The sequence below is a fragment of the Asanoa hainanensis genome, assembly GCF_900188485.1.
Taxonomy (GTDB): domain Bacteria; phylum Actinomycetota; class Actinomycetes; order Mycobacteriales; family Micromonosporaceae; genus Asanoa; species Asanoa hainanensis.
Map to the genome: position 1 here is coordinate 20,754 of NZ_FZPH01000018.1, position 23,234 is coordinate 43,987.

Here is a 23,234-nt window from a genome sequence, read left to right on the forward strand (position 1 = left end):
CGACAGAAACGCCGCCGTGCGTACGCCCGAGTGGGTCAGCTCTTGTCGCTCTGTCCCGTGAACTGGCCGACGAAGGAGTGCAGCTCCATCTCGAACAGCGCGCCCGGATCGGACACCGCCCACCGCAGATGATGGAAGACCTCCATGGACACCAGCCCGTAGAGCCGTGACCAGCCGCTCAGGAACGCCCACGCCACCTCGATCGGCACCTCTTCGCCGTGGCCGGCGCGCAACGGCTCCAGGTGGGCCGCCAGGCGCTCCTCCATCATCGAGCGGGGCGGGGTGGGGTACTGCTCGCGGAGCCAGAGCGCGTTGATCGTCTCCATGAACGGGCGCCCGAACTCGACGCCCGGATGGTGCTCGTCGTCGCAGCTCTCCTGGAAGGCGACGATGCCGGGCAGCGGGCTGCCGAGGATCAAGGCGAACTCGGCGGGGTGCGCGACCGACCACTCGCGGAACGCCCTGGCCATCGCCATGATCTGCGCGACCGGATCATCGCCGGCGTCGTGCTTGGCGGCCGAGACGACCTCGGACAGCTCGATGTAGAGGTCGCCCGCGAGCGCTTCGACGAGCGCGTCGAGGCTGTCGAAATAGCGATAGATCGCGGGCGCGGTCATGCCCATCTCGCGGGCGATCGCGCGCAGGGAGATGGCGTCCGGGCCTCCGGTGACCAGCAGCCGCCGGGCCTCGTCCTTGATCTCGGTGAGAGTCGAGGTGCGGAGGCGCTCACGGCGTGTCGGCGCGCTCAAACGCGAACTCCCTTGACTCCCGGGAACACCGTTGCCATAGTTAACGGCGTTCATTCTCCTAACGCTGTTCGTAGTTTGGCACAGATCTCTGGGGGGATCCATGTTCGCATGGTGGGGGCGGGCGGTGGTCCGGTTCCGTTGGCTCGTGCTGGCCGCCGCGGCGGCGTTGGTGCTGGTGGGGGCGGCCTGGGGCACGGGTGTGTTCGGCGCGTTGACGGGCGGTGGGTTCGACGACCCGAAGTCCGAGTCGACGCAGTTCCGCGACCGCACGATCGCCGAGCTGGGCAACCAGGATGTCGACGTGCTGGTGCTCTATTCCGACGCGACCGCGGCCGTCGACGACCCCGGGTTCCGCGACCCGGTGACCGCGACGCTGGCCAAGGTCCGGGCGTTGCCTGAGGTCGCGAGCGTGACCAGCTTCTACGACACCCAGTCGCCGGCGCTGGTCTCGGGGGACCGGCACGCCACCTACGCGATGGTCCAGCTCAAGGCCATCGACCCGGACGGGAAGACCAGCGCGTACGAGACGATCGAGCCGGCGTTGACCGCACCTGGCATCACCACGCGCACGGGCGGCACGATCCCGTTCCTCCACGAGGCCAACAAGCAGACGAGCGAAGACCTGGCCCGGGCTGAGATGTTCTCGCTCCCGGTGCTGCTGGTCCTGCTCGTGCTGATCTTCGGTGGCCTGGCCGCCGCGGCCACCCCGTTGATGATCGGCGGCATCGCGATCCTGGGGTCACTGGTCGTCGTCCGGCTGATCAACATGGTCACCGACGTGTCCGTCTTCGCGGTCAACATCATCACGCTGATCGGGCTGGGTATGGCGGTCGACTATGCGCTGTTCATCGTCAGTCGATTCCGCGAGGAGTTGGCCGCCGGGCACGAGCCGCCCGCGGCGATCGGGCGGACCATGGCCACCGCCGGTCGCACCGTCCTGGTCTCCGGCCTGACCATCGCGCTCGCGCTGGCCAGTCTGCTGATCTTCCCGCAGTCGTTTCTGCGCTCGATGGGCTTCGGCGGGCTGGCCGCCGTGCTGGTCGCGATGCTGGCGGCACTGACGGCGCTGCCGGCCCTGCTGGCCGTGCTCGGTCACCGGGTCAACGCACTACGCATCCCGCTGCCCTGGCGGCGCGGGCCGGAGCACACCGGCGGTGACGGTGCCTGGGCCCGGATCGCGCGGAGCGTGATGCGCCGACCCATCGTGTACGCGGCCGGCGTCGTCGTGGTCCTCGCCGTCCTCGCCTCACCCGTCCTGCGGATCAGCTTCGGGGGCTTCGACGAGCGGGTGCTGCCGCCTGGCTCCGAGCCGCGGGTGGTGTCCGACGCGATCAGCGCCGACTTCGCCGGTGGCACGGTCGGGCCGATCGAGGTGCTGGTGTCCGGCGGCGGCCAGGCCGAGGCGCAGCGGCTGGCCTCGACCGTGACCGGCCTGCCGGACGTGACCGGGGTCCAGGTGACCGCGTCGGAGGGGGCGTCGTCGCTGCTCACCGTCACCTACCACGGTGAGTCGACCGGTGACGCGGCCCAGGGCGTCGTGCGGGCGATCCGTGACCTGCCGGCGCCCGACGGCGTCGACATCCTGGTCGGTGGTCGCACCGCGGCTGACATCGACCTGATCGACAGCCTGGTCGCGCACCTGCCGTGGATGGCATTGATCATGGCCTTGGCGACGCTGATCCTGCTGTTCCTGGCGTTCGGCTCGATCGTCCTGCCGATCAAGGCGGTCCTGATGAACCTCGTCTCGATCGGCGCCTCGTTCGGCGTGGTCGTCTGGGTCTTCCAGGACGGGCATTTCGCCGACTTCCTCGGGTTCACGCCGACCGGCTTCATCGAACCCAGCAACCCGATCCTGATGCTGGCCGTCCTGTTCGGGTTGGCGACCGACTATGAGGTCTTCCTGCTGTCCCGGGTACGCGAGGAGTGGGACCGCACCGGCGACAACACGGCGTCGGTGGCGTCTGGCCTCCAACACACCGGCCGGATCATCACGGCGGCCGCCTTGCTGCTGACGGTGGTCGTGGCGGGCTTCGCCAGCGGCGGCATCGCCTTCATCAAGCTGATCGGCGTCGGCATGATCGTGGCCATCATCGTCGACGCGACGCTGGTCCGACTACTTCTCGTCCCGGCGACGATGCGACTACTCGGCCGCTGGAACTGGTGGGCGCCGGGACCGTTCGGCGCGGTCTACCGCCGGTTCGGCATCCGTGAGCTCGACCCCCACCCGGACGCGGCGGCCAAGGAGGACGCCCTGACGGCCAGTGGCCGCGCGGGCTGACAACCCGCTTGCCCCGCGGGTGTGCGCCGGAGGCGGGCCCGCGTGCTACGGGCCAGACCACTTGGTCTTTCTGGCTAGGCCGCGCGGGTCAGTGCCAGGGCCTGCGTGCGACGGGCCGGACCACGTGGTCGATCTGGTTGGGTCGCGCGGGTCCGTGCCAGGGCCGGCGTGTTAAGGGCCGGACCACGTGGTCGATCTGGTTCAGGCCGCGCGAGCCGCTGCCGCATGACGCTCGGCGAGGGTCTTGCTGAGTGCGAGCGTTCCGGAATACCCGGCCAGCACGATGACGTGGAACAGGTAGAGCCAGAGCAGCACCGCCACTGCGGCCCCGACCGCGTCGAAGCCACCGAAAGGAATGCCTAGGTCCAGCGGGAAGGAGGTGAACAGGACGAACCCATGCAGGAAGCCGGACAGGTTGGCGGCCGTGAACGAACCCACCAGGCAGGTGGAGCGCCAGTCGGGTCGGCCGGGGCCGACAACCCGGTACACCCAGATCAGCACGGGCGTCAGGACCAGCCAAACGGCCAGGAACGACAGGACCACGCCTAGCACCACCGACCAGCCACCGCGGCGGACCAGGCCCGTCGTGTAGGGCAACGCGGCGATGGTGGCGAGCACCAGTGCGGGCGTCGGCGCGAGCAACGGCAGCAACAGCAGGCGGCCGCGCCAACCCACCAGGCGTTCCGTGCCGGGCTCCGCCGCCGACACGAACGCCCGCCGCAGGCCCTCGCCGTAGAACGAGGCTGGCAGCAGGGCCGCGAGAGCCAGCAATGGTGTCAGCGTGAGGCCACCCTCGACCAGCGCGGCCGCCGCCCGGTCGGCGCCGATCGATGCGGGCAGGGTGTCCGTCGCGTACGCGGTCAGTCGACGCACCCGGTCAGCACCGACCACGAGGCCGGTGAGCCAGAGTGCGAGGAGCGAGACCGGGACGATCGCGATCGCGCCGTAGAACGTGATGGCGGCCGCGTGCAGCGACAGGTCCCGGCCACGCAAGGGGGCGAACGCGGCTCGCGCCACCCTTCCCAGGCCCTCGATCATGCCCTCACTTTCCCCGGAAGGGCGACCGGCACTCCCTAACATCCCTGGACATGACGGTCTTCGAGACGGATCGCCTGATCGTTCGGCAGTGGACCGAGAGCGACGCCGACGTCGCTCGGGTCTTCGACATGCTGTCCCGCTGGGAGGTTGCCCAGTGGCTCGGTGCCCGGCCGCGTGTGCTCGAGAGCCCGAGCGAGGCGTTGGCCGTCGTCCGGCGGTGGCGGGACCGGAGCGACGACCTGCACGGGATCTGGGCGGTCGACGTCCGTGACACCGGCGCCACGGCCGGCTCGGTGCTCGTCGTGCCCTTGCCCGGCGTCGACAACGAGCCGAGCGACGACATCGAGGTCGGCTGGCATCTGCATCCGGACTCGTGGGGGCACGGCTACGCGACGGAATCAGCGCGCGCGGCCATCGACCGCGTGTTCGCGGCCGGCCTCCAGGAGATCTACGCGGTCATCCGGGAAGGCAACGCGCCCTCGGTCGCCGTCGCTCACCGGCTGGGCATGGCCTCGGTCGGAACCCGGACAACCTGGTACGGCGGAATCGAACTGGACACCTACCGGCTCTCGGCCGGCGATCGCTGACCGGACCGGCCGACCGCCGCGAGCCGCCACCTGCGGCCGCGGGCGGGCACCTGCCGCGGGCCGTCACCTGCGGCCTCGAGCGGCCTCGAGCCGCAGCGCACCGGCGGCAGATCGCTGACCGGGCACCCGCCGGACCAGGCAGCCGATCTACCCTCCTCCGGTGCGCATCGTCATCGTCGCCGCCCCGGATCCCCGGCGGCCCGTCGCGGCCCTCCGCCACGTGTCGCGCTGGGTGTTCCGTAGCTTCTGGGCCGTGGGACTGCTGGTGCTCGCGCTCGGCATCGTCGCCATCGCGGTGCTGGACGGCGGCGACCTGGCGCTCGACGCCGCGATCATCGTCATCGGGTTGGTGCTGCTGGCGTCGCCAAGCTTCATGGTGGCGTCGGTGCGACGGCAGCAGCGGGCGACCGCCGGCATGACCATCGAGTACGAGTTCGACGAGGACGGCGTCCTGCGGCGCTACGACGACGGCGAGTCGCGCATGCCCTGGACGGCACTGCTGCGTGCGGAGATCTTCTCGAACACGCTGCTGCTGTTCCAGGCGCGGAACCAGTACATCCCGGTGCCGATCGGGGCCCTGTCCAGCACTGACCGCGCCGACCTGCGCGACCTGCTGGAGCGGCACGGCCTTCTGCCACCTCCCCGCGCCGGCCTGTGGACAACTTCGGACCCCGCGTCCCGATAGGGGAGAATGACCGAGTGACCCAAGCAAACCGGCCCGCGCCCCGCGAGATTGTCCTGCTCGGCAGCACGGGTTCGATCGGCACTCAGGCCGTCGACATCGTGCGCCGCAATCCCGAGCGGTTCCGTGTGGTGGCGCTCGGCGCCGGTGGCGGCAATGTCGACCTGCTCGCCGCCCAGGCGCTCGAGCTCGGCGTCGAGGCCGTCGGGGTGGCCAGGGCGTCCACGGCGCAGGATCTCCAGCTCGCGTTCTACGCCGAGGCGGCCAAGAAGGGCTACGCGACCGGCGACTTCCGCATCCCCAAGATCCTGGCGGGGCCGACCGCCATGGCCGAGCTGGCCGAATGGCCCGCCGACCTGGTGCTCAACGGCGTCGTCGGCTCGCTCGGCCTGGCGCCGACCCTGGCCGCGCTGAAGGCCGGCCGTACCCTCGCGCTCGCCAACAAGGAGTCTCTGATCGCCGGCGGCAGCCTGGTCAAGGCCGCGGTGACGCGGCCCGGGCAGATCGTGCCGGTCGACTCCGAGCACTCCGCGCTGGCCCAGTGCCTGCGGTCCGGCGCCGAGCGCGAGGTGCGCAAGCTGGTGCTCACCGCCAGCGGCGGGCCCTTCCGGGGGCGCCGCCGCGACGAGCTCACCGAGGTCACGCCCGACGAGGCCCTGGCCCACCCCACCTGGAACATGGGGCCGGTGGTCACGATCAACTCGGCCACCATGGTCAACAAGGGGCTCGAAGTGATCGAGGCGCACGAGCTGTTCGACGTTGACTACGACCGCATCGAGGTTGTCGTCCACCCGCAGTCGGTGATCCATTCCATGGTGGAGTTCTTCGACGGCTCGACGATCGCGCAGGCCAGCCCGCCCGACATGCGGCTGCCGATCTCGCTGGGCCTCGGTTGGCCCGACCGGGTGCCCGACGCGGCCAGGCCGGTCGACTGGACGACGGCCAACACCTGGACCTTCGAGCCGCTCGACGTCGCCGCGTTCCCGGCGGTCGAGCTGGCCAAGAACGCGGGCCGGGCGGGGCGGTGCCGGCCGGCGATCTACAACGCCGCCAACGAAGAGTGTGTGGCCGCCTTCACGGCCGGCCGTTTGCCCTTCCTCGGCATAGTGGACACCGTCGAGCAAGTCCTCACGGCCGCACCCGACTTCGCCGAACCAGGTACCGTCGATGACGTGCTCGCCGCGGAAACCTGGGCCCGGAGGCAGGCGCGGGAACTGATCGGGTCAGCGGTGAGGGGAGCTTGATGTATCTGATCGGTGTGGCGCTTTTCGCCCTTGTCATCCTGATATCGGTCAGTTTGCACGAAGCCGGGCACATGCTCACCGCCAAGGCTTTCGGCATGAAGGTGACCAAGTACTTCGTCGGCTTCGGGCCGACGTTGTGGTCGTTCAAGCGTGGCGAGACCGAATACGGGCTCAAGGGCATCCCCCTCGGCGGCTTCTGCAAGATCGTCGGTATGACGCCGCAGGACGACGACGTCGACCCGGCCGACGAGCCGCGCGCGATGTGGCGGTTCCCCCTCTGGAAGCGCACCGTGGTGATGAGCGCCGGCTCGGTCACCCACTTCCTGCTGGCCATCGTCACGCTCTGGCTGGCCGCGATGTTCATCGGCCTGCCTAACCCGGAACTGGCCAAACCGCAGCCGGCGTACGTCAAGATCACTGATTGTGTGATCGTCGGAGCGACCGCCAACCGCGACTGCATCCCCGGCGACCCGGCGAGCCCGGCCAAGCAGGCCGGCCTCCAGGACGACGACAAGATCACCGCCATCAACGGTGTGCCGGTGGCGACCTACAACGACCTGGTCAACGAGATCCGCAAGCTCCCGGCGGGCTCCCAGGCGACGGTCAACTACCAGCGCGGCGGCGCCGACCAGCAGGTCAACGTCAACCTCGCCTCGGTGCAGCGGCCTCCGGTCGACAACCCGGAAGGCCCGGTCAGCGCGGTGAGCGCCCTCGGCGTCCAGGGGCCGATCCCGCCGCCGGGCGTGCCCGTCATGGTCAAATACAACGCGGTCGAAGCCGTGCCCGCCACCGCCGACTACACCGGCAACCTCGCGGTCGGCACCGTGCAGTCGCTCCAGCGGATCCCGCAGAAGATCCCCGCCCTCTGGGACGCGGTCACCGGCGAGCCGCGCGACGCCGACACCCCGATCAGCGTCGTCGGAGCCAGCCGGCTCGGTGGCGAGGCCGTCGAACACAGCGCATGGGAAATCTTTGTCCTGCTGTTCGTCTCGTTGAACTTCTTTATTGGTGTGTTCAACCTGCTGCCGCTGCTACCCCTTGACGGTGGCCACATCGCGATCTCGTGGTTCGAGCGGGCCAGGTCGTGGGTCGCCGCGCGGCTCGGCAAGCCCGACCCAGGGCGCGTCGACTACTACAAGCTGATGCCCGTTACGTACGTCGTTATCCTGATAGGTGGGGCTTTTACCCTGCTGACGATCACTGCTGACATCATCAACCCCATCACGCTCTTCTAGATCCCGCGCACAACCGTTCCGAGGTGAGTGTTCCCGTGACCGCGATCAGTCTCGGCATGCCGGCCGTTCCGCCCCCGCCGCTGGCCCCACGCCGGCAGAGCCGCCAGATCCAGGTGGGCTCCGTGGCGGTCGGTGGTGGTGCGCCGGTGTCGGTGCAGTCGATGACGACCACGCTGACGGCCGACATCAACGCGACGCTGCAGCAGATCGCCGAGCTCACGGCGTCCGGCTGCCAGATCGTCCGCGTGGCGGTGCCGTCGCAGGACGACGTGGAGGCCCTGCCCGCGATCGCGAAGAAGTCGCAGATCCCGGTCATCGCCGACATCCACTTCCAGCCGAGGTACGTGTTCGCGGCGATCGACGCCGGCTGTGCGGCAGTCCGGGTCAACCCCGGCAACATCCGCCAGTTCGACGACAAGGTCAAGGAGATCGCCGTCGCCGCGTCGGGCGCCGGGGTGCCGATCCGGATCGGGGTCAACGCCGGTTCGCTCGACAAGCGACTGCTGCAGAAATACGGCAAGGCGACGGCCGAGGCGCTGGTCGAGTCGGCGCTGTGGGAGTGCTCGCTGTTCGAGGAGCACGGCTTCCGCGACATCAAGATCTCGGTGAAGCACAACGACCCGGTCGTGATGATCCGGGCGTACCGGCAGTTGGCCGAACAGTGCGACTACCCGCTGCACCTCGGCGTGACCGAGGCCGGCCCGGCGTTCCAGGGCACGATCAAGTCGGCGGTCGCGTTCGGCGCGCTGCTGGCCGAGGGCATCGGCGACACCATCCGGGTGTCGCTGTCCGCGCCGCCGGTCGAAGAGGTCAAGGTCGGCCAGCAGATCCTCGAGTCGCTGGGTCTGCGCGAGCGCGGCCTGGAGATCGTCTCCTGCCCGTCCTGCGGCCGGGCCCAGGTCGACGTCTACAAGCTGGCCGAAGAGGTCACCGCCGGGCTCGAGGGCCTGCCGGTGCCGCTGCGGGTCGCCGTCATGGGCTGCGTCGTCAACGGCCCGGGCGAGGCCCGCGAGGCCGACCTCGGCGTGGCGTCCGGCAACGGCAAGGGCCAGATCTTCGTCAAGGGCCAGGTCATCAAGACGGTGCCCGAGGGGCAGATTGTCGAGACCCTGATCGCCGAGGCGGTCCGCCTGGCCGAGGAGATGGGCGCGGACCTGCCGGAGGAGCTGCGCGAGCTCGCCATCGGCCCGACCGTCACGGTCCACTAGACGAGTTCTCGCAGGGTCAAAGTCTGGATCATGACTCGGGTTCGCGGTGGTGCGGACCGTTCCTCCCGCGAGGGACCGCTGCGCTGCGCTCCGCTCGCCAGCCCCGCGTCGGGTCACGGTCAGCGAAACCCCCAAACCGAGCCCCTGCCGCCGAGGCGACACCGCCGCAGGCAGGTGGGCGGTCAGTCGCGAGCCTGTCGCTGGGCTGGGGTTGCCGAGAGCCAGCCGGCGCGGCGGCGGCTTCGGGCGAGACCCTGCTTGCGGTTGATCCCCGGGTGCCGGGTCCGGCGGCTGCGGCCGGAGGCCAAGAGAGACGAAAGGCTCCACGAGAGCAGATCTCGTGGAGCCTTTCGCGTTGAGCATCACCGGGTCTCGGGGTCTTCGGCCAGGATCGCGTAGAGCTTGCGGCGGGCCTCGTCGAGTACCTCGGCCGCGCGGGTGCGCTGGTCGTCCGATCCCGTGCGGAGCACCTGGCGAAGCGCGTTCATCGTGCCCATCGCCGCTTCGCGGATGTCCTGCCAGCTGTTGACGGCGCCGGCGGCCTCGAAGGCGCTCCAAGGAGCCTGCGCGGCAGCCTCGGTCGCCTCGGCCTGGCCGGCCTCGGTCAGGGCGAAGCTCTTGCGCCCGCCCTCGGTGGTGCTGGCGATCAGGCCCTCGTCCTCCAGCAGCTGGAGGGTGGGGTAGACCGAGCCCGGACTGGGCCGCCACATGCCGCCCGTGCGCTGCTCGAGCTCCTGGATCATTTCGTAGCCGTGCATCGGCCGCTCGGTGAGCAGCGCGAGCAGGGCGGCGCGCACGTTGGGTCGGCGTCCCCCTCGGCCGCCGCGCCCGCGGCCGCCACCCGGGCCGCCGCCGAAGCCGCCGGCACCCCAGCCGAAGCCACCGAAGTCGCCCCCCGGGAAGCCGTGACCGCGCATCCGTGCGTCATGGCCACCGTGATGGCCGCGATGAAGATTTTCTCGCTGGAACCTCATCTGGTCGTCCTCCGATCTGTTGTCGATACGTTGACGATATATCGGCAATGCATCGTCGACAACACGCAGTGAGCTGGCTCACAACGAACAAGGAGATGATCAAGGGCCGAAACCGGGGGAAGCCGTTCGCACCGCGATCTGGCACCCTTGAGAACGTGTTGATGGTGCCCGTCCGGCAGCTCGGCGAGACCGAGCGGGGAGCGGTCGAGCGCTTGCTGGACACCGACCCCTATGGCGCGGCCCAGGTGGCCGAGCGGGTCGCCGCGCGCGGGCTCGCCTGGTGGCGGGCCGACGGGCGGGTCTTCGGCTACGGGTCGCGCCGCCACGTCGAGGCGCTCTGCTGGCTGGGTGGCCACCTGACCCCCGTGCACGCCGGGCCAACCGCGGTCGCGGCGTTCGCCGAGCGGCTGGCCGCCGAGGACCGCACCTGCTCGTCGATCGTCGGGCGGTCCGACGCCGTCCTCGGCCTCTGGGAGCGGCTGTCCGACCACTGGGGACCGGCCCGGGATGTCCGCCCGCACCAGCCGCTGCTGATGGCCGACGCGGTGCCCGACCTGAGCGTCGACAAGGCCGTGCGGGTCGTCCGCACCGAGGAGACCGATCTGCTCTTTCCAGCGGCGGTGGCGATGTACACCGAGGAGGTCGGCGTCTCGCCGATGCTCGACGACGGCGGCGTCGGCTACCGGAGGCGGGTGGCGGACCTGGTCCGGGCCCGCCGCGCGTACGCCCGCGTGGTCGATGGTGAAGTGATCTTCAAGGCCGAGCTCGCCGTCGTCACCAAACACACCGCGCAGATCCAGGGTGTGTGGGTCGCGCCCGACTGGCGCGGCAAGGGGCTGGCGGCGCCGGCCCTGGCCGCGGTGATGCGCGACGCGCTGCGCCGGGTCGCCCCCACGGTCAGCCTCTACGTCAACGACTACAACGAGCCGGCCCGTCGGGCGTACGACCGCTGTGGTTTCCGTCCGGTCGGCGAGTTCGCGACGGTCCTGTTCTGACCCCAGGCCTCCCAGATGATGGGATTCCTCGGCTAATCTCCGATTGCCGGAATCGGCCCGCCCTCTACGCTAAGTGACGAATCAGACACCAAACGTCACTGGAGGTCCTCGGTGGGCAGGATCGAGAAGCAAGTCTCCGAGGGCACGGTCAAGTACTACTGGTACCCCGGCGACAAGCGCGAATGGAAGCGGGCCGCCATCTCCGTCGGGATCGGCCTCGGCGCCTTCCTCGTGCTCTACATGATGACCCGCGACCTGTTGCCGGCCGTCGTGGGTGGCACCTCCGTCACCGCGGCCGTGTCCGGCGTCAACTTCGGCCGCCGGGACGCCCGCGCGCTCAGCACCTTCCCCACCCTCACCGGACGCTCCGCGCGCATCGCCGCGGTTACCCAGACCGGCCGGGCCGCCTGGCGCGGTCTCGTACACGGGCTCGGTGGTGCGACGGCCGCCGTGCTGATCCTCAACCTTCCGCACACCGGCGTCGTCGCCGACTGGGTCCTGCCCGTCGTGCCCGCGGTCGTCGGCGCGCTCGCGCACCAGGCCGGCATGCTCGCGGAGCAACTGCCCGCAAAAGCTTCCCCAGCAGCCACCCCGGTGCCAGCCGCCGACGGAGCAAAATAGGAGGTGCGACGCGGGTAGCACCGCACGGCCGCACGGAAGAAGTATGCTCGGGCGCGACCACGAGCCCAGCGACATCGAACGAAGGCGGACGATGGAACAGTCCAGGGCGCTACCGACGGAGGTCGATCTAAGCCGGCCGAGCGCCGCCCGGGTCTACGACTACTTCCTGGGCGGGGCACACAACTTCGAGATCGACCGGCAGCTCGCCCAGCAGATCGCCGCGATGACGCCGAACCTGGCCGACACCATGCGCGCGGGCCGGGCCTTCCTGCGCCGCGCGGTCGCGGAGCTCACCCGCCTCGGCGTCGACCAGTATCTCGACATCGGCTCCGGCATCCCGACCGTCGGCAACGTGCACGAGGTGGCTCAGGGCATCAACCCGAAGGCCCGGATCGTGTACGTCGACATCGACCCGGTCGCCGTCGCGCACAGTCGCTCCATTTTGGAGGACAACCCGCTCACCGCCGTCATCCAGGCCGACGTCCGCGACCCGGCGCACATCCTCTCCGAGGCGCGCGAGACCGGTCTGCTCGACTTCACGAAGCCCATCGGCGTACTGCTGGCCGGCATCGTCCACTTCGTACCCGACAGCGACGATCCCGACCGCCTCATGGCCGCGCTGCGGGACGCCGTGCCGCCCGGCAGCTACCTGGTGATCTCCCACTCGACGTACGAGGACCAGCCGCAGGAGATGCTCGACGCGCAGAAGCTGTCGGCGCGCACCGCCACCGAGATCACGCTGCGGTCCAAGGCCCAGGTTTCCGCCTACTTCGGCGACTGGGAGCTGCTCGAACCCGGCGTCGTCCACATGCCACTGTGGCGTCCGGACTCGCCTGACGACGTCGACGACCAGCCCGAGCGGTTCGGCGCGTTCGGTGGGGTCGCCCGAAAGCCGGCCGCGGGCTGACAATGGCACTCTCCGCTCCGGAGATCAGCACCTCGGGCGCACAGCGTTATGCCGGGCGATGGACGCACGCCATCGCCCGTCGTGCGTTCGTGCCGATGACCAGCGAACAGGTGCAGGAGCTGCTGACCGGGCACGCCGTCCGGCTCGCCCAGGCGCTGGCCGCGGAGGAGTTCAGTGCCGAGCCGGCCCGCGAGGTCGGTCGGGCGCTGGTCGAGGCCAACCTCACCGAGCCCGACACGCTCGGCTGGTCGCTGCGGGCGCTCACGGAGCATCTGGTCGACGACGTGGTGCCGGGCCTGGCGTTGCCGGACCAGGCGGCCCGGCTCACGCGGCTGCAGGCGGCGCTGGCCGAAGGGTTCGCCTGGGCGTTGCGCGACCGCACGTTCGCGCAGCAGGAGCGGATCAGCCGGTCGGCGTGGGAGGCGCGCAACGAGGCGGAGCAGGCGCTGCGGGACAGCGAGGCCCGCTTCCGCGCGGTGTTCAGCGGTGCCGCCATCGGCATCGGCATCGGCGACCTGACCGGCCAGATCGTCGACGTCAACCAGTCGTTCGCCGACATGCTCGGTTACTCGCGCGACGAGCTTCGCGAACTCAACGTCAGCACGCTCTTCCACGACGGCGACGCCCCGGGGATCTGGGAGCTCTACGAAGACCTGATCGAGGGCAAACGCGATCGGGTACGCATCGAGAAGCGCTACTTCCGCAAGGACGGCAGCGAGCTCTGGACCGACCTCGCGGTCACGCTGATCCGCCACGACGACGGGCGGCCACGCTTCACGGTGGCGATGGTCCAGGACATCACCGAGCGGTACGCGTTGCAGCAGCGGCTGCGTTTCCAGGCCCTGCACGACCCGCTGACCGGGCTGCCCAACCGCACGCTCTTCTTCGAACGGCTCGAAGCGGTGCTCCAGGACCGCGAGCACGACCGTCGCGTCGGCGTCTGCTTCCTCGACCTCGACGGCTTCAAGGCCATCAACGACGCCCTCGGCCACGACGTCGGCGACCAGTTGCTCATCGTCGTCGCGCGCCGGCTCGCCGAGGCGGGTGCCGGCGCCGGTCACCTGGTGGCCCGGATGGGCGGCGACGAGTTCGTCATCCTGGTCGAGGACGTCGACGAGGAGGGCACCGCGATCGAGGTGGCCGAGTCGGCGCTGCGGGCCGTCGCCGACCCTGTCTACATCGGAGCGAACCAGCTCGCCGTGTCAGCGAGCGTGGGCGTCGTCGACCGGTTCGTCACCGAGGGCACCGCCGCCGACCTGATGAAGGCCGCCGACACCACGCTCTACTGGGCGAAGGCGGAGGGCGGCCGTGGCCGGTGGGCCCGCTACGACCCGGAGCGCGCCGCCCGCGAGGCGACCAGCACCGCGCTGGCCGCGGCGCTGCCGGCCGCGCTGGCCCGCGACGAGTTCGTCGTGGAGTACCAGCCGATCGTCTCACTCGGCAACGGTGGGATGCGCGCGGTGGAGGCCCTGATCCGCTGGCAGCACCCGACGCTCGGGCTGCTCTCGCCGGACCAGTTCATCGGGCTGGCGGAGGAGACCGGTCTGATCATCCGGCTCGGCCAGTGGGTGCTGGAGCGGTCCTGCGCCGAGGCCGGCCGGTGGCACAAGGAGTTTCCGCGCGCCCGGCTGATGGTCAGCGTCAACCTGTCGGCCCGCCAGGTCAGTGACCCGGAGATCGTCGACCAGGTCGCCGGCGCGTTGCGCCACAGTGGACTGCCGCCGGACCTGCTCCAGCTCGAGCTCACCGAGAGCGCCCTGATGGCGCCGGGTGGCGAGCCGGTGCGGGCGTTGCGGCGGTTGGCGAGCACCGGCGTACGGCTGGCGATCGACGATTTCGGCACCGGTTACTCGAATCTCGCGTACCTGCGGCAGCTCCCGATCCACACCCTCAAGCTGGCCGGCCCGTTCGTCGACGGGATGCGGGCGCAGGATCCGGCGAGCGTGGTCGCCGAGCGGATCGTCGACGCGCTGGTGCGGCTCGCGCACGCGCTCGGGCTGTCGGTGACCGCGGAGTCGGTGGAGACGCTGGAGCAGGTGGAACGGTTGACGGCGCTGGGTTGCGACAGCGGGCAGGGTCGGCATTTCGGCACGCCTGCCGCGCCCGCGACGATTGCCGAGCTGCTGCGTTCGGCGGAGATGCCGGGGGGTTGAGGTTCGACGGTTGACGGGCGGGCGGACACACGTTTTGGCACGCGCGCCCGCCCGCCGCCTCGCGCCGGTGCGATGAGAGAGGTAAATCGCACCGGTGCGTTCGCGCTTTCCGAGTGCGCGGTGTCTTTGGGGCCCCTTGACCTGAGACCAATCATGGGGTACGGAAATCGACGCGGCAACGTATTTTGTCGGTGCCCCCCGGCATGATGTCCGCGTGACTCTCCTCGCCGACACCGACTTCCGTCGCTACTGGCTGTCCCGGATGGTGTCGGTCACCGGCTCGCTGGTGACCTACGTCGTGCTGCCGGTGTTGATCTACTCGGTGACCGGCTCGGCACTCTGGACCGCGCTGGTCGTCGTCGCCGAGGGCCTGCCCTACCTGTGCTTCGGCCTGTTCGCCGGCGCCCTCGCCGACCGCCTCGACCGCCGCCGGGTGATGGTGACCGCCGACCTGGTCAACGCGGTGGTGCTGGGCTCGATCCCGGCCGCCTACGCCTTCGGCGTGCTGACCGCGCCACACGTGCTGGTCGTGGCGTTCCTGACCCAGATCTTCTTCGTCTTCTTCGACGCCGCCAACTTCGGCGCCCTGCCGGCCCTGGTCGGCCGGTCCCGCATCGCGTCCGCCAACTCGGCCGTCCACGGCGGCGGCACGGTGCTGGAGCTCGTCGTGCCGGGCCTCGCGGGCGTGCTGCTCACGGTGGCCCAGCCGGCACCGCTGCTGGTCGTCGACGCGGTCTCGTTCGCGGTGTCGGCGTTGCTGGTGCGGGCGATCGCGGCACCGTTGCAGGTCGGCGAGGTGGGCCCGTCGCCGGGCCTGCTGCGCGACATCTGCGAGGGCCTCGTCTTCCTGGGCCGGCAACCCATCGTGCGCACGCAGACCATCGTCGGCTGCCTGCAGTCGATGACCGGCGGGGCGTTCATGGGCCAGTTCGTGCCCTGGCTCGACCAGACGCTGGGAGTCCGCGCACCGGACGCCCGGCTCGGTGTCCTCTATGGAGTCTGGGGTGCCGGCGGCATCGTGGCTGCCCTGCTGTTCCCACGCGTCGCCCGGCGCATGGGAGAGCCGAGGGTCACGTTGTGGTTCCTGCCTTTGTCGGCGCTGTTCGGCTTGGCGTGCGGGCTGGCCACCAACTGGATGGTGGCCGCGGTGCTGCTGGCCCTGTGGGCGATCGTCTATTCGGTGGTCATCCTCACGGCCATCACACTGCGGCAACGCGTCACACCGGACCGACTACAGAGCCGCGTGAACACGGCCGGCCGAATGCTCTCGTTCGGCGTGGGCTGGCCACTCGGAGCCCTCATCGGCGGCGTCGTCTCGGAGACGACAAACCCGCGGACCGCGATCATCGTCACGGCAGCGATGAGCGGGCTCGGGGTGATCGTCGCCTGGCTGTCGCCACTGCGGCGCCTGGCAGGCGAACCGATCCCGGACGCCGACGACACCGACCCACCCACAGACGCGGCGGTGATCGCGGGCGCCGCGGGGACGGCGGTGGGCGCCGGCGTGGCGGCTGTCGAGGGCGCGGGCGCCGCAGTAGGCGCGGGCATGGCGGCAGATGCGGGCGTGGGCGCCGACATGCGGGCGGGCGTGGCGGCAGATGCGCGCGTGGGCGCCGACATGCGGGCGGGCGTGGCGGCAGATGCCCGCACGGCACCAGGCACCGCGGCGGCGGGAGCCGATGCGGTCACGGGCGTGGCGGTGGATGGGCGCACTGCGGCAGTGGATGCGGAGGCCGTTGGATGCGGCCGGGAGAAGGGTGCGGATCGGGTTGAAGCGTAGGTCGCCGTTCGGCGAGATTCTGGAGCAGTGCGGCGATCGGGCCTCGGCGCTCGGCAGGCGTTGTTCGTCAATGGCTGTGGCACGGTCGGCCTGCTGGGCTCGAAGCGGAACCAGTTGAGCCGCGCCGTCGCGTCGGAACAGCGGGCAAGCCGAAGTGCCTCGTCGACGCGTGGTCGGGGTGGCCGTGCCTCCTCCCGCGGGCCCTGCCCACGTGGTCCAGAGCCGCGCGTCGTCCGTGGGTCGAGCCCGACCTCGTCCAGACTCGTGTCAGCCTCGGATTCGGGTGTTGTCCGGGTCGTACAAGGGTTCTCGGGTGACTGTGGCGTGCTGCCATTCGCCGAACATGCCTACCTCGACCCGATCGCCCTCGGCCACCGTGGACGGCAGGTAGGCGTAGGCGATCGACGCCTCGACGCGGTAGCCGTAGCCGCCTGAGGTCACGCGGCCGACCGCGGCGCCGGCTGTCCGGACCGGTTCCGTGCCCAGGCAGACCATCGACGGGTCGTCCAGGACCAGGCAGCGCAGGCGGCGTTCGGGGGCGGCAGCACGGAGGGCCTCGCTGCCCAGGAAGTCCTTGTCCGTGCGGACGGCGAACGACAACCCGGCCTCGTGCGGCGTCGTCTCGGGGGTGATGTCGGAGCCCCAGACGCGGTAGCCCTTCTCCAGCCGCATCGACTCGATCGCGCGGTAGCCGGCCGGTCGTAAGCCGTGCGGTGCCCCCGCTTCGACCAGGAGGTCCCACAAGGTCAACACGTACTCGGTGCTCGCGTAGAGCTCCCAGCCGAACTCGCCGACGAAGGTGACCCGCTGGGCCAGCACCGGCACCGGTCCGAGGGTGATTCGGCTCGCCCGCATGAAGCGGGCGTCCAGGTCGCCGTCGACCAGCGGTGCCACGATCTCGCGTGCCGCCGGGCCCCACAGGCACAGGCACCCGGAGGCGCCGGTGACGTCGTCGATCACGACGTCCGAGGGGGCGTGGCGGCGCAGCCACGCGGCGTCGCGTACACCCGACGCCGTGCTCGTCACCACGCGGAAATGGTCTTCGGCCAGGCGGGTCACCGTCAGGTCGGCTTCGATTCCCGCGCGGGCGTTGAGCAACTGCGTGTAGGCGACGCCGCCTACCGGGCGGTCGACGTCGTTCGCGCACATCCATTGCAGGAACGTGGCCGCGCCGGCGCCGCGGACGTCGAGCTTCGCGAACGACGACTGGTCGAACAGTCCCGCCGCCGACGCGGTGGCCCGGCACTCGGCCGCGATCGCCGGCGACCAGGTGCGACCGGCCCAACCCGCGGGGCGGGCCGCGTCGGGGTCACCCGGCCGCACACCGAACCAGTTGACCCGCTCCCACCCGGCCTTCTCGCCGAGGGCAGCCGCACCGGTCCGCGGCCAGATGGCCGACCGGCGCAACGGTCGTCCGGCCGTCCACTCGGTGTGGGGATAGACCACGTCGTAGTAGCGGGAGTACGCGTCGAGCGCCTTCGCCGTTGCCCAGGAACGGCTGGCCGCGTGCGCGCCGAAGCGGCGAATGTCCATATGCGACACGTCGTATTCGGGCTGGCCGTCGACGATCCACTCGGCCAGCACTTTGCCCACACCACCGGCGGCGGCCAGGCCGTGTACGCAGAAGCCCGCCGCCACCCAGAAGCCGCGCACCGCGGTCTCACCCAATAGGAACTCGCCGTCGGGGGTGAAGGCCTCCGCGCCGTTGACCACCCGGGCGATCGAGGCCGAACGCAACGAAGGCACCCGATGTTGCCCCGCCGCCCAGGACTCCGCGAACAGGTCCAGCTCCGGCGGGAACAGCGCCCGTGGCGACGCCAGCGGCGGGCCCGAAGCAGGCCAGCACACCGACGGCGTGCGGATGTAGCCGCCGATCAACAGCCCGTCCGGTGTCGCCGCCTCGTCGGAGCCCCGGAAGTAGACGATGTGGTCCGGGTCCCGGACCGTCGGCAGGGCAGGCACGTCGGAGAGCGGCAGCGGGGAGCTGACCACGTACTGGTGCTTGATCGGCACGACCGGGACCGAGACCCCGGCCAGCCCGCCCACGTGACCGGCCGCCGCGCCCGCCGCGTTGACCACGATCTCGGTGGCGACGCGGCCCCGCGACGTGTGCACCGCGCGCACCCGGCCGTCGACCACCTCGACCCCGGTCACCGCCGTGCCGGTGGCGAACGAGACCCCGAGCGCGCGGGCGCCCGCGGCGAGCGCGCCGGCCAACCGGTCGGGCCGCAGGTAGCCGTCGCCCGGGAGCCAACCCGCCAGCAGCACGTCGGCGACCTCGAGAAACGGAAGACGGTCAGCCAGCTCAGCAGGGGAGAGCAGCTCCAGCGACAGCCCGTACGTGGTCGCCGACGACGCCTGCCGCAGCAGCTCCTCGACCCGCGCAGCGGTCGTGGCCAGGCGGACACCGCCCACGCCGCGCCACCCGGAGTCGAAGCCAAGGCCGGCCAGCTCCGCGTACAGGCCCGACGAGTACATGATCATGCGCGTCTGGCTGATCGTCGAGCGCAGTTGGCCGACGAAACCCGCCGAGTGCCAGGTGGTTCCCTCGGTCAGCTCGTGCTGCTCGACGACCAGGACGTCTGTCCAGCCGAGCCGGGCCAGGTGGTACGCGATGCTGCAGCCCGCGACCCCGCCGCCGACGATCACCACACGCGCATCAGTCCGCACCTGCGCAGTCCTACCACCCAAAAAGGTATGACCAAATCAGCTATCCGGTCAGTGAACTTTTATCCTCGTGAGTATTGACCGGGGTGATCACGGAGGCGAACACTCCCGCCTAAGACGCGCCATGCGGAGGCGGGCATGCGGATGGCGGAGCGACCTGAGGCCGACGAGGTGCTGCGGCGTGTGCCGCGTTTCGCCGGGCGGCCGGTGCGCACCACCCCGATCGCGGGTGGACTGTCGCACCACATCTGGCGGGTCGACACCGGCGGGCGCAGTTACCTGCTGCGCGTACTCGATCCGGCGGTCTCCGCCGCTGGTCTTGGTGTCTCGCCCGCGCAGGAGATCGAGAACACCCTGCGCGCGGCCGACAGCGGGGCCGGGGCCCGGGTGATCGAGGTGATGCCGGACGTACCCGCGCTCGTGCTCGAGTTCCTGCCCGGGCGCACGCTGCACGCCGACGACGTGCGCGACCCCGCGACGATCCGGAAGATCGCCGCCGCCTGCCGCAAGCTCCACACCGGCCCGCGGTTCACCAACGACTTCGACATCGTCGCCAAGCGGCGGGAACTCCTCGACCTCTGCGCGCGACACGACCTGCGAGTGCCGGCCGGCTACCACGATCGCGAGTCCGAAGTGGATGCGATCGCGCGGGCCGTCGAACAACGACAAACCAGGCCGTGCCACAACGACCTGCTCCCCGAGAACTTCATCGACGTGGCCGGCGAGGTACGCATCGTCGACTACCAGCTGTCCGGCAACAACGACCCGGCTTTCGAGCTGGGTGACATAGCGGCCGAGGCCGACTTCGACCCCGACCGGACGGCGGCTCTGACGGCCGCCTACTTCGGCACAGAGAGCACGCCCGCGTTGCACGCGCGGGTGCGGCTCAACCTGATCCTGTCCAACGTCACCTGGACGCTCTGGTTCTCCGTGCACCACGGGCTGCTGCGGGCGCCGGGGTCGACGTTCGACTACTGGAACGAAGCGGCCGACAAATGGGCCCGCGCCACCAACGATCTCGACGCGCCCGACCTGGGTCGTCTGATCGACACCGCCGCGGGCCGCCCGGCCACCCCGTTATGACCACCTCAGGGAGGTGTCGCAGTGACGACCACGTCGCCCGAAACGGGTGAGCAGCCATTGGACGAAGATGCCCAGCGGCTCGCGGAGCTCGGCTACAAGCAGGAACTCCGGCGCAAGTGGAGCGGATTCTCCAACTTCGCCATCTCGTTCTCCATCATCTCGATCCTGGCCGGCTGCTTCACCACCTTCGGCCAAGCCTGGAACAACGGCGGCCCAGTCGCGATCTCCTGGGGTTGGCCCCTGATCTCGATCTTCATCCTGATCATCGGCCTCTGTTTGTCCGAGCTGGTCTCCGCCTATCCCACCGCCGGCGGCATCTACTGGTGGGCCGCGAAGATGGGCAAGCCGGTGCACGGCTGGTTCACCGGTTGGCTCAACCTGGTGGGCCTGATCGCGGTCACCGCGTCGGTCGACTACGGCTGTGCGACGTTCCTCAACCTGACCCTGTCGGCGCTCTTCGACGGCTGGGCCGGGACGCTCAACCAGGCGTTCCTGCTGTTCGTGATCATCCTGGCCCTGCACGGCATCATCAACATCTGGGGCCACGCGATCATCGACATCCTGCAGAACGTCTCGGTCTGGTGGCACGTCGCCGGTGCGGCGGCGGTCGTCCTGATTCTGATCATCGTTCCGGACAACCACCAGAGCTTCCAGTTCGTCTTCACCGAGCGCTTCAACAACTCGGGCTTCGGCGACGGCGACCACAACGGCCTGATGTTCTGGTTCTTCATCCTGCCGCTCGGGTTCCTGCTGACCCAGTACACGATCACCGGTTTCGACGCCTGCGCCCACGTCTCGGAGGAGACCCGCGGCGCCTCGCACGCCGCGGCCCGCGGTCTCTGGCAGTCGATCTTCTACTCGGCGATCGGTGGCTGGATCCTGCTGCTCGCGTTCCTGTTCGCGGCCACGGACGTCGACGCGATCAACGAGGCAGGCGGCTTCTCGGGCGCCATCTTCGAGACCGCGCTCACCCCGGTGATGTTCAAGATCGTCATCATCATCTCCACCATCGGCCAGTTCTTCTGCGGCATGAGCTGCGTGACGTCGATGTCGCGGATGACGTACGCGTTCAGCCGTGACCGCGCGGTCCCGGGCTGGCGACTCTGGTCGAAGGTCAACCGCGACGGCACTCCCGTGTACGCGATCGTCGCCGGCACCGTCGCCGGTGGCGTGCTGACGCTGCCGGCGCTCTACCAGTACAACGGCATCCCGGTCGCCTTCTACGCGGTCGTCTCGGTCGCGGTCATCGGCCTGTACCTGGCGTTCCTCATCCCGATCGCGCTGCGCCTGCGCCTGGGCGACGCGTTCCGGCCGGGTCCGTGGACGCTCGGCAAGCGCTACAAGGTGCTCGGCTGGATCGCGGTCATCGAGATCGCGGTGATCTCGATCTACTTCATCCTGCCGTTCACCCCGGCCGCGGTCCCGTTCAGCGACGACTTCACCTGGAGCGCGGTCAACTACGCCCCGCTGGCGGTCGGTGGTGTGCTCCTGGCGGTCTGGATCTGGTGGCGGGTCTCCGCCCGCAAGTGGTTCACGGGCCCCCGCCGTACAGTCGACGAACCGGACACGTCCGGCGCCAGCACGCCCACGCCCTGACCCTCGGGCCTTCGGCTCCTCCGCGACCGGCACGCCGCCGGTCGCGGGGGAGAGGCCACATCCATTTGGGGGTACGCGCAATGCCTACCGACGCGGTCCGCCCACCGCCCCGGCGACCCCGCCCGGCCAAGCCCGCCCAGCCCGCCGCCCCCGGACCCACCGACGTCCCACCGGACCCCGCCGCGACCTCGCCCGGCCCGCGCAAGCGGGTCGTTCCTGCGGACAGCGTGGCAGCACTGGCGGCGGACTCCCGTCCGCCAGCGAACGCGGCGTCGGTGGCGGAGTCGGGTGGCCCCCGATCCAGGAAAGCCGCGGACCGCGCGACCGCCACGCACCCGCAACAGCCATCCAACCACCGCAGGCAGAGGCCCGCCGCATCCCCTGACGCAACGGGGGCGGTGGTTGCGGAGATCGTGGAGCCGCGGCGATCGTCTGCCCGTCGTGGGCGAAAGCCGGCGGCGGATGCATCCGCCGCAGCGGACACGCTCCGGCCGTCCGCACGAACAGCACGGAGGTCGGCCGCGTCCGCTGCGGCGGTGCCCGCCATCGTGAAGCAGCGCCGTCCCCGCGATCCCGACCCACAAGCCGAGACCAACGACGGCGAACCGCTCGCGCCCCAACCGGACCGGGCCGCGAGGCGGCGTGGGGATTCGGCGCCGGCGGTTGCCGGGGTGCCGCTCTGGCGGCCCGTCCGCGGTGGGAACGCGTTCGAGATCACCGTGTCGCGGTTGGCGCAGGCGATTCGGCTCGGGCTCGTCGGGGCCGGTGACCGGCTCCCCGCCGAACGGGATCTGGCCGAGCAGCTGCAGGTCAGCCGGGTCACGCTCAGGGAAGCCATCCGGGCCCTGCGCGAGGCCGGCTTTCTCGAGTCGCGACGAGGGCGCACCGGTGGCACCTTCGTGGTCGCGCCGGTCACCGGCGAGGTCGACAAGGGACGGAAGGCCGCGCCGAAAGCGAAGGGTGCCGCCGAGCTTGCCCGGCAGATGGGCGACAGCCTGCACGACGCCCTCGATTTTCGGCGGGTGCTCGAGCCCGGGGCGGCCGGGCTGGCCGCCACCCGCACCCTGACCGCCCCCGAGCGGCAACAGCTCGTCGCCTGTCTGGCCGCCTCCCGCGACCGCGACCCGACCACCCGGCGCGTCGCGGACTCCCGCCTGCACCTGGCCATCGCGGCCGCCGGCGGGAGCCCCTCGCTGGCCGCCGCCGTCGCGGACGTGCAGCTCGCTCTCGACCGGCTGCTGGTCGCGATTCCTGTGATCAAGAAGAACCTCGACCACTCGGACCGGCAACATACCCGCGTCGTCGACGCGATTCTTGCCGGGGACGCGGCCGCCGCGCGGGCGACGATGGAGGAGCACTGCGACGCGACCGCCGAACTGCTGCGCGGCTTGCTCGGATGATTGACGCCGTATTGGTTTGCTAGTAGACCTTTAAAAA

The 23,234-nt window shown here is 70.5% G+C and carries 18 protein-coding genes; 14 read left to right on the forward strand and 4 right to left on the reverse strand.

Going from position 1 to position 23,234, the window contains the following annotated elements; translation table 11 throughout:
- Nucleotides 1–35: 35 nt before the first annotated feature.
- A complete protein-coding gene (locus tag CHC05_RS33080) occupies nucleotides 36–749 on the reverse strand; it encodes a TetR/AcrR family transcriptional regulator (RefSeq protein ID WP_179266485.1) in 714 nt (237 codons plus the stop codon).
- Nucleotides 750–849: 100 nt separating this feature from the next.
- Here CHC05_RS33080 and CHC05_RS33085 point away from each other — a divergent pair, with 100 nt between their 5' ends.
- Complete coding sequence (locus CHC05_RS33085) at nucleotides 850–3,027, forward strand: MMPL family transporter (protein ID WP_089254572.1); 2,178 nt, start codon at nucleotides 850–852, stop codon at nucleotides 3,025–3,027.
- Between the two features lie 201 nt (nucleotides 3,028–3,228).
- On the opposite strand, the gene CHC05_RS33090 is transcribed toward CHC05_RS33085, so the two are convergent.
- The gene (locus CHC05_RS33090; protein WP_089254573.1) at nucleotides 3,229–4,065 is read right to left on the reverse strand and encodes a YhjD/YihY/BrkB family envelope integrity protein; all 837 of its coding nucleotides are present in this window, start codon (nucleotides 4,063–4,065) and stop codon (nucleotides 3,229–3,231) included.
- A 50-nt stretch (nucleotides 4,066–4,115) separates the two neighbouring features.
- Between CHC05_RS33090 and CHC05_RS33095 the strand changes: the two genes are divergently transcribed.
- From CHC05_RS33095 to ispG, 5 genes are all read left to right on the forward strand, one after another.
- A complete protein-coding gene (locus CHC05_RS33095) occupies nucleotides 4,116–4,652 on the forward strand; it encodes a GNAT family N-acetyltransferase (protein ID WP_089254574.1) in 537 nt (178 codons plus the stop codon).
- A 160-nt stretch (nucleotides 4,653–4,812) separates the two neighbouring features.
- Nucleotides 4,813–5,337, forward strand: a complete 525-nt coding sequence (locus CHC05_RS33100) for a YcxB family protein (RefSeq protein WP_089254575.1) — start codon at nucleotides 4,813–4,815, stop codon at nucleotides 5,335–5,337.
- Nucleotides 5,338–5,384: 47 nt separating this feature from the next.
- A complete protein-coding gene (dxr, locus tag CHC05_RS33105; protein ID WP_089254675.1) occupies nucleotides 5,385–6,578 on the forward strand; it encodes a 1-deoxy-D-xylulose-5-phosphate reductoisomerase in 1,194 nt (397 codons plus the stop codon).
- Complete coding sequence (locus tag CHC05_RS33110) at nucleotides 6,575–7,813, forward strand: M50 family metallopeptidase (protein WP_089254576.1); 1,239 nt, start codon at nucleotides 6,575–6,577, stop codon at nucleotides 7,811–7,813. Before dxr ends, CHC05_RS33110 begins: the two co-directional genes overlap by 4 nt.
- Before the next feature lie 35 nt (nucleotides 7,814–7,848).
- On the forward strand, nucleotides 7,849–9,021 hold the full coding sequence (gene ispG / locus CHC05_RS33115) for a flavodoxin-dependent (E)-4-hydroxy-3-methylbut-2-enyl-diphosphate synthase (RefSeq protein ID WP_089254577.1): 1,173 nt from the start codon (nucleotides 7,849–7,851) through the stop codon (nucleotides 9,019–9,021).
- A 362-nt stretch (nucleotides 9,022–9,383) separates the two neighbouring features.
- Here the strand turns inward: ispG and CHC05_RS33120 are convergent, their stop codons facing one another.
- The gene (locus CHC05_RS33120) at nucleotides 9,384–9,995 is read right to left on the reverse strand and encodes a PadR family transcriptional regulator (RefSeq protein WP_089254578.1); all 612 of its coding nucleotides are present in this window, start codon (nucleotides 9,993–9,995) and stop codon (nucleotides 9,384–9,386) included.
- Nucleotides 9,996–10,150: 155 nt separating this feature from the next.
- On the opposite strand from CHC05_RS33120, the gene CHC05_RS33125 reads away from it, so the two are divergent.
- The 5 genes from CHC05_RS33125 to CHC05_RS33145 all read left to right on the forward strand — a co-directional run bounded on the left by CHC05_RS33125 (nucleotide 10,151) and on the right by CHC05_RS33145 (nucleotide 16,451).
- Nucleotides 10,151–10,990, forward strand: a complete 840-nt coding sequence (locus CHC05_RS33125) for a GNAT family N-acetyltransferase (protein WP_089254676.1) — start codon at nucleotides 10,151–10,153, stop codon at nucleotides 10,988–10,990.
- Between the two features lie 111 nt (nucleotides 10,991–11,101).
- Nucleotides 11,102–11,611 (forward strand): patatin-like phospholipase domain-containing protein, encoded by a 510-nt coding sequence (locus CHC05_RS33130; protein WP_089254579.1) that lies wholly within the window; start codon nucleotides 11,102–11,104, stop codon nucleotides 11,609–11,611.
- 91 nt (nucleotides 11,612–11,702) lie between these two features.
- Nucleotides 11,703–12,518, forward strand: a complete 816-nt coding sequence (locus tag CHC05_RS33135; protein ID WP_089254677.1) for an SAM-dependent methyltransferase — start codon at nucleotides 11,703–11,705, stop codon at nucleotides 12,516–12,518.
- Nucleotides 12,519–12,520: 2 nt separating this feature from the next.
- Nucleotides 12,521–14,671: a putative bifunctional diguanylate cyclase/phosphodiesterase gene (locus tag CHC05_RS33140; RefSeq protein ID WP_089254580.1), complete on the forward strand. Its 2,151-nt coding sequence runs from the start codon at nucleotides 12,521–12,523 to the stop codon at nucleotides 14,669–14,671.
- Nucleotides 14,672–14,885: 214 nt separating this feature from the next.
- Nucleotides 14,886–16,451, forward strand: a complete 1,566-nt coding sequence (locus CHC05_RS33145; protein WP_218824768.1) for an MFS transporter — start codon at nucleotides 14,886–14,888, stop codon at nucleotides 16,449–16,451.
- A 267-nt stretch (nucleotides 16,452–16,718) separates the two neighbouring features.
- On the opposite strand, the gene CHC05_RS33150 is transcribed toward CHC05_RS33145, so the two are convergent.
- Nucleotides 16,719–19,121, reverse strand: a complete 2,403-nt coding sequence (locus tag CHC05_RS33150) for a GcvT family protein (RefSeq protein WP_089254581.1) — start codon at nucleotides 19,119–19,121, stop codon at nucleotides 16,719–16,721.
- 135 nt (nucleotides 19,122–19,256) lie between these two features.
- Between CHC05_RS33150 and CHC05_RS33155 the strand changes: the two genes are divergently transcribed.
- The 3 genes from CHC05_RS33155 to CHC05_RS41030 all read left to right on the forward strand — a co-directional run bounded on the left by CHC05_RS33155 (nucleotide 19,257) and on the right by CHC05_RS41030 (nucleotide 23,197).
- The gene (locus CHC05_RS33155; protein ID WP_089254582.1) at nucleotides 19,257–20,201 is read left to right on the forward strand and encodes a choline/ethanolamine kinase family protein; all 945 of its coding nucleotides are present in this window, start codon (nucleotides 19,257–19,259) and stop codon (nucleotides 20,199–20,201) included.
- Nucleotides 20,202–20,222: 21 nt separating this feature from the next.
- A complete protein-coding gene (locus CHC05_RS33160; RefSeq protein ID WP_089254583.1) occupies nucleotides 20,223–21,797 on the forward strand; it encodes an amino acid permease in 1,575 nt (524 codons plus the stop codon).
- A gap of 536 nt (nucleotides 21,798–22,333) precedes the next feature.
- The gene (locus CHC05_RS41030) at nucleotides 22,334–23,197 is read left to right on the forward strand and encodes a FadR/GntR family transcriptional regulator (protein WP_218824769.1); all 864 of its coding nucleotides are present in this window, start codon (nucleotides 22,334–22,336) and stop codon (nucleotides 23,195–23,197) included.
- The last annotated feature ends 37 nt before the right edge of the window (nucleotides 23,198–23,234 follow it).